A 6084-nucleotide genomic window follows, 5' to 3' on the forward strand; every position below is an offset into this window, starting at 1 on the left:
TTATATGTCTATACAATATAGGCGTCCATTTCGGGTTGTCCAGCCATGTCCGATTCGCGTTCCCCGCACTGTTTCCATGCCACCCACGCCCTGCTGGCCGAGGGCTGGGCCCGCGATGTGCGCCTGCAGGTGCAGGACGGCCGCATCACGGCCATCAGCATGGGGCAGGATGCGCAGCCGGGCGATACCCGGGTCGGCATCCTGGTGCCGGGCCTGCCCAACCTGCACAGCCACGCCTTCCAGCGCGGCATGGCCGGCCTGACCGAGATCGGCGGCGGTGACGGTGACAGTTTCTGGAGCTGGCGCGAGCTGATGTACCGCTTCCTGGCCCACCTGCGCCCGGATGCGGTGCAGGCCATCGCCGCCCAGGCCTATATGGAAATGCTGGAAAGTGGTTTCACCCGCGTTGGCGAGTTCCACTATCTGCACCACGATGCCGACGGCCGCCCGTATGCCAACCGTGCCGAGATGAGCGCGCGGATTGCCGCTGCCGCCGATCAGACCGGCATCGGCCTGACCCTGTTGCCGGTGTTCTATGCCCATGCCGACTTTGGCGGTGCAGCGCCGAATCCCGCGCAGCGTCGCTTGATCCACGATGTGGACGGGTTTGCACAGCTGCTGGACGCCGCAAAGCCGGCATTGGCCGCGCTGCCCGATGCGGTGCTCGGCATCGCACCGCACAGCCTGCGTGCAGTCACGGGCGAGGAACTGGGTGCATTGTTGCCGCTCACCGAAGGCCCGGTACATATCCATATCGCCGAGCAGGTGCGTGAAGTCGAGGCCTGCCTGGCCTGGAGCGGCCAGCGTCCGGTGCAGTGGCTGTACAACCACGCGCCCGTGGATGCGCGCTGGTGCCTGGTGCATGCCACCCACATCACCGATGACGAGCGCGCAGCCATCGTGGCCAGCCAGGCCGTGGCCGGCCTGTGCCCGATCACCGAGGCCAACCTGGGCGATGGCCTGTTCCCGATGCAGGCGTTCGCGCGCGAAGGCGGTCGCTTCGGCGTCGGCTCCGATTCCAATGTGCTGATCGATGCCGCCGAAGAACTGCGCCTGCTCGAGTACGGCCAGCGCCTGACCCTGCGCGGGCGCAATGTACTGGCCCCGGATGCCAGCCGCAGCACCGGTCGCTTCCTGTTCGAGGGCGCACTGCACGGCGGTGCGCAGGCGCTGGGCGTGGCCGCGGGCCTGCAGGTCGGTGCCAGTGCCGACCTGGTTGAACTGGACGCTGCGCATCCCGCGCTGCAGGCGCGACAGGACGACGCCTGGCTTGACAGCTGGGTGTTCGCCGCACGTAATGGCGCGCTGCGATCGGTCTGGCGCCATGGCCGCCAGTACGTGGCCGACGGCCGCCACCTGCAGCGCGAGGCGATCACCACCGCCTTTGCCGCCGCCCTGAAGGGCGTGCTGGGCTGATCGCCTCCCGCCACCGAGACCCCATTACGTGAAGGCCAGCAAGTCCGCCACGCTCAACCAGCGTATCCGCAGCGATCTGGAAAGCCGCATCCTCAGCGGAGAGTGGGCGCCGGGCTTCCGCATCCCGTACGAGCACGAGCTGATGGAGCAGTACGGTTGCTCGCGGATGACGGTGAACAAGGTGCTGACCGCACTGGCCGAGAGCGGCATGATCGAGCGCCGCCGTCGCGCCGGCTCGTTCGTGGCGCGGCAGCCCCCGCACCTGGAGCAGGTGGCGCTGGAGATCCCCGATATCGCGATGGAGGTTGGTTCGCGCGGTCATCAGTACGGCTACCAGCTGCTGCAACGCGAGCTGCGCCTGGCCGACGCCGGCAATGCCGGTGAAGTGGAGCTGGCCGGCCAGCAGAAGCTGTTGGCGATGCGTTGCCTGCACCTGGCCGATGGCCGCCCACTGGCGCTGGAACACCGCTTGATCAGTCCGGTGGGCGTGCCCGAGGTGCTGGAGGTCGATTTCAACACCACCGCGCCGGGCAGCTGGCTGCTGCAGAACGTGTCATGGACCCGCGCCCAGCACCGCATCAGCGCCTGGGGCGCGGACACCGCCACGGCCAAGCTGCTGGACGTGAAGCCCGGCACCGCTTGCCTGGTGATCGAGCGCCTGACCTGGCGCGGTGAACAACCGATCACCCGCGTGAGGCAGGTGTTCCTTGGCGACGCCTGGGATCTGGTGGCGCGCTTTGCGCCTGGGGCGCGCTAGGGGGGGGGCCATCCACGCATGGCGTGGATCTACTGGGGCGGAACGGCTGTCGCCTTGAACTCTGTCGGGGCGTGTGTACGATGTGTATCGTCCCTGCATGAAGAGCAGGGACCTCATCCGGGAATTGGAAGCGGCAGGTTGGACCTGTCGGCGGATTCGCGGATCCCATCATGTATTTGTGCACCCGCAGTGCCCACACATCATCACCGTGCCTCATCCAAGGAAGGATCTGGGAAAGGGGCTGGTGCTGGCGTTGCGGAAGCTCGCAGGGCTGACGTAGGAGGTCCCATGCGCTATCCAGTCTTGATCGAGGCAGGCGATGAACGCACCGCGTGGGGCGTCGTCGTTCCGGATCTGCCCGGGTGCTTCTCGGCGGCCGACACGCTTGATGATGCGCTCAGCGCTGCGGAAGAGGCTGCGCTCGCCTGGATTGACGCGGCCCTGGATGACGGGCGATCGATTCCGACACCTTCCGCACCCCAGAAGATCGCCGCCGAGGCATCAAGGGACACCCGCTGGATTCTTGCCTACATCTGCATTGACCCGGCGCTGCTGGACGACACCATCGAGCGGGTCAACATCAGCCTGCCACGCCGGATCCTGGCGAGACTGGATGCACAGGCAAGAGCGGCGGGTGAATCGCGTTCCAGTTACATCGCCCATCTGGCTGCATTGGGCTGAGCAGGCGCCATGAAGAGCCGAGCCCATGCTCGGCTCTGCAAAGGCATCCACGCGTGGCGTGGATCTACCAGAGATTCGTGTATCGGGATTCGGTAGATCCACGCCATGCGTGGATGCTGGTCCCCATCAATACGTGGCGCACTGCCGCCAGCGCACCGGCTCGTCCACGCCGGGGCGGGCATTGAGCTGGATGCGCACGTTGCGCAGCGCGGGGTAGTGCAGCACTTCCTCGCACACGCGCGGCCACACTGCGTCCAGTTCACCGGTGCGGTTGATCGCCAGGGTCTGCCGGGTCAGCCACACGCCGCTGGCGATACCGGGTTTGCCGGCCAAGGCACGGGCCAGGTCGGCCTGGAAGCGTTCGAGGGTAGCCGCATCCGGATTCGGGTTGCTGCGTTCATCGGTGCCTGCCGCCGTCGGCGAGGGCGCCGCAGTGGTGGGCGGTGCTGCCTCGCTCGCTTCGGGTGCTGGTTCGGCCGCAGGCGCGGAGGCGGCCGACGGGGCGGCCTCAGCCGGTGCTGCGGCTACCGGCGTGGCGTCTTCCCCGTGCAGCCCCTGCAGACCGAGCCCGACCAGCAGGCCCAGGGTCACCGAAGCCAGCGCGGCAATCGCGATCCGGCGCAGCGCCTCATGCCTGGCGCTGGCGCGCACGCGCGATTCGATGTCCGACGGCAGGTAGGGTTGCAGCAACGGCCACAGGCGTGGGCCGTCCAGCACTTCCACCGCCTGTTTCTCGGCGGCGCTGCGGCCATCGCGTTCGATCCGCCCTTCGGTCAGCAGCACGCCGCCCTTGGCGCCAGCCAGGCGCGCGGCGGCGCCCAGCTCGTTCACCGCGGCGGTACCAATGCGATAGGCCAGGCCGTGCTTGCACGACACCAGCCAGGTGTTGGGGCCGTCGCTGAGCAGGAAGTCGCTGCTCGGCTCGCGTGATTCTTCCGTCGTATCGCTGAGTTCACGCAGGCCGCGCTGTTCGCGCAGCATGCGCCGGACCAGGACCGAGAATTCGCGCCAATGCATGCCGGCCAGGGCCTGCAGGCCGAGCCGCATCTCCTTCTGCCGCCGTTTGACCCACCACAGATAGACAACGGCCAGGGAACAGGTAAACAGGGCCGACAGCAGGGCCAGAATCCAGGGGAGCATGCAGGAGGTGCGCGGAAGGGGCGAGTGCGGAAGACGACAGTGTAAAGGTCGCGTAGCCCCGCGGGGTCAGGAGGTTCCTGACAAGAAGCGTGATGTAGCGCTCAGATCGGTGCAGGGCAGGCACGAAAAACCCGCCAATCCTGAAGCCGTGAGGGGAGGGAACAAACGGCAGCCGAAGCGATTGGCGGGTTGCTCGCGATTGTCAATCAAAATTTATTGCATTGCAACATTGGTCACTCAGGGCACGCTGCCCGGCGATTGATGGCTGCCTGGCGCCGGGGCATCAGAACCTGATGCGGCGCGGGTTTCCAGCTTGGCCAGGCGCGCGTGCAGGGCATCGATGCGGGCTTCCAGCGCGGTTACTTCGTCGGCGGTGGGCACATGCAGGCGCTTGAGCACGCCCTGTACCTGGTCGTCGAAGGCCTTTTCCACCTTGTTCCAGGTGCCGGAGGCTTTCTCGCGGGCCTCATCCAGCGACGATTCCACGTTGTCGCGCCACCCCGGGCCCTGCTCGCCGTTGCGTTCACGGCGGCGTGCCTCCCAGGCTTCGCCTTCCTTCACCAGGCCATCGAAGAAGCGGCTGCCTTCGGCCTGGGCACGGCCCAGTGCGCCCAGGCCGGCCAGCCAGACCTGCTGCGCAGAGTCGCTGAGCTTGCGCGAGAAGCGCTCGGCCTGGTCACCGAAAGAGGCGTCGTCGTTGCGGCGGTCGTCGTTCTCGTACTGGTTCATCGTACTTCCCGTGGGAGTTGGGCCTGCCCCGAGAGTAGCGCGCGATGGCGTTGCACGGCCGTGACGGCCGCCGCCGGGGTTCAGCCCAGCTTTTCCTTCAGCACGCGCTGGATCTCACTTTCCACCATGCCTTTCATCGCAGACAGCAGGAAGCCCAGCTTGGCGGTCACGCGCACGGCGCCCGGCTGCAGTTCGATGGCACCGTCCACGCCGCTGCCGGAGAAATTCAGCACATCGGCGGTCCACGAGGACTTCAGGCCGAAGCGCTCGGACAGCTTGGCGGCGACCTGTTCGATCGCGGCGCGCGCCTGTGCGTCGGGCAGGGCGTGGGCGTGGCGGACATCGATGGTGGACATGCAGGCTCCTGGCGCAGGGCGGGGATGATCAATGAGGGCGAGCATTGTGCGCATCGAGGGCCTTCGCGCCAAGCACTCATCGCCGGTTCTTCTTCGTTGGCGAGCAACCTGCTAGGCTGCGCCGCGTGCAGAACCTGCTTGTTCACTTCAGTCAACAACAACAGCCCGACCAGCCACTGCGGCCCGGGGTGCAGCGCATCGTGCGCCAGGCCAACGGCAGCGTGCGGCTGGGCGAGGGCGGCAACGGCGCCCTGCTGTTGGCGCAGTTCTGCATGGACGATCGCGGCCTGTGGCTGCAGGTCGGCAATGGCATTCGCGGCATTCACGTGAACGGCCGCCCGGTGCGCCGGATGGCCCTGCTGCGCGCGGGCGACGCGGTGTACGTGGATGGCGTGGAAATGGTGCTGCAGGGCGAAGTCGAAAGCCTGTTGCAGGCACCGGCACCGAAGAACGAGGAAGGGACCGACGAACAGCAGCGCCTGCTGCGCGGTGTCGGTGGTCTCCATCATGGCCGTGGCTTCACTCTGTCGCGGGCCCGCCTGATCGGCCGCGGCAGCGAGGCCGATATCGCCATCGATGACCCGGCGTTCGCCGAACAGCATGCGCGGGTGGAAGTGCACGGCGAGCGCGTACTGCTTCGCGACCTGGGCAGTGCCGACGGCACGCGGGTCAACGGCGTGGCCGTGCGCCACTGCTGGCTGCAGGCCGGCGACCAGGTGGTGTTCGATGGCCAGCACCGTTTCGTGCTGGAGGTACCGCATGATCCGCGTCGGCGACCGCTGCCGGTCGAGGACGAGTCGAGCCAGGATGCCGAGCAGGCGTCGGTGTTGCCGGCTGCACCGCGCAAGGTGCGGCGCTGGCCGTGGCTGCTGGCCAGTGCATTGTTGCTGGCCGCGCTGCTCAGCCTGCTGCTCTGGTTCGGCGCGCGCTGACGGTCGCGCGGTGGCGGTAGTGCCGGCCGCTGGCCGGCCGTCGCCGCCCTGTATCGCAGAGGTTGCCGGCCAG

The 6084-nt window shown here is 67.5% G+C and carries 8 protein-coding genes; 5 read left to right on the forward strand and 3 right to left on the reverse strand.

Annotated elements, in window-relative coordinates:
- Positions 1-45: 45 nt before the first annotated feature.
- The 4 genes from ACMZPQ_RS02065 (at position 46) to ACMZPQ_RS02080 (ending at position 2854) form a co-directional block, all read left to right on the forward strand.
- Positions 46-1416, forward strand: coding sequence for a formimidoylglutamate deiminase (locus tag ACMZPQ_RS02065; RefSeq protein ID WP_197582038.1), 1371 nt, complete (start codon positions 46-48; stop codon positions 1414-1416).
- Positions 1417-1444: 28 nt separating this feature from the next.
- A complete protein-coding gene (gene hutC, locus ACMZPQ_RS02070) occupies positions 1445-2173 on the forward strand; it encodes a histidine utilization transcriptional repressor HutC (RefSeq protein WP_197582036.1) in 729 nt (242 codons plus the stop codon).
- Between the two features lie 97 nt (positions 2174-2270).
- Positions 2271-2453, forward strand: coding sequence for a type II toxin-antitoxin system HicA family toxin (locus ACMZPQ_RS02075; protein ID WP_197582034.1), 183 nt, complete (start codon positions 2271-2273; stop codon positions 2451-2453).
- A gap of 8 nt (positions 2454-2461) precedes the next feature.
- On the forward strand, positions 2462-2854 hold the full coding sequence (locus ACMZPQ_RS02080) for a type II toxin-antitoxin system HicB family antitoxin (protein WP_053450183.1): 393 nt from the start codon (positions 2462-2464) through the stop codon (positions 2852-2854).
- 126 nt (positions 2855-2980) lie between these two features.
- Here the strand turns inward: ACMZPQ_RS02080 and ACMZPQ_RS02085 are convergent, their stop codons facing one another.
- The 3 genes from ACMZPQ_RS02085 to ACMZPQ_RS02095 form a co-directional block, all read right to left on the reverse strand.
- Complete coding sequence (locus ACMZPQ_RS02085) at positions 2981-3994, reverse strand: restriction endonuclease (protein WP_197582032.1); 1014 nt, start codon at positions 3992-3994, stop codon at positions 2981-2983.
- Positions 3995-4231: 237 nt separating this feature from the next.
- A complete protein-coding gene (locus tag ACMZPQ_RS02090; RefSeq protein WP_197582030.1) occupies positions 4232-4723 on the reverse strand; it encodes a phasin family protein in 492 nt (163 codons plus the stop codon).
- Between the two features lie 80 nt (positions 4724-4803).
- Complete coding sequence (locus ACMZPQ_RS02095; protein WP_197582028.1) at positions 4804-5079, reverse strand: polyhydroxyalkanoic acid system family protein; 276 nt, start codon at positions 5077-5079, stop codon at positions 4804-4806.
- Positions 5080-5204: 125 nt separating this feature from the next.
- On the opposite strand from ACMZPQ_RS02095, the gene ACMZPQ_RS02100 reads away from it, so the two are divergent.
- On the forward strand, positions 5205-6011 hold the full coding sequence (locus ACMZPQ_RS02100) for an FHA domain-containing protein (protein ID WP_197582026.1): 807 nt from the start codon (positions 5205-5207) through the stop codon (positions 6009-6011).
- The last annotated feature ends 73 nt before the right edge of the window (positions 6012-6084 follow it).

It is taken from the genome of Stenotrophomonas maltophilia, assembly GCF_047497515.2.
Taxonomy (GTDB): Bacteria; Pseudomonadota; Gammaproteobacteria; order Xanthomonadales; family Xanthomonadaceae; genus Stenotrophomonas.

Coding starts and splice junctions, on each gene's coding strand:
- ACMZPQ_RS02065 (WP_197582038.1), top strand. CDS start 46: ATGTCCGATTCGCGTTCCCCGCACTGTTTCCATGCCACCCACGCCCTG.
- ACMZPQ_RS02075 (WP_197582034.1), top strand. CDS start 2,271: ATGAAGAGCAGGGACCTCATCCGGGAATTGGAAGCGGCAGGTTGGACC.
- ACMZPQ_RS02080 (WP_053450183.1), top strand. CDS start 2,462: ATGCGCTATCCAGTCTTGATCGAGGCAGGCGATGAACGCACCGCGTGG.
- ACMZPQ_RS02085 (WP_197582032.1), bottom strand. CDS start 3,994: ATGCTCCCCTGGATTCTGGCCCTGCTGTCGGCCCTGTTTACCTGTTCC.
- ACMZPQ_RS02090 (WP_197582030.1), bottom strand. CDS start 4,723: ATGAACCAGTACGAGAACGACGACCGCCGCAACGACGACGCCTCTTTC.
- ACMZPQ_RS02095 (WP_197582028.1), bottom strand. CDS start 5,079: ATGTCCACCATCGATGTCCGCCACGCCCACGCCCTGCCCGACGCACAG.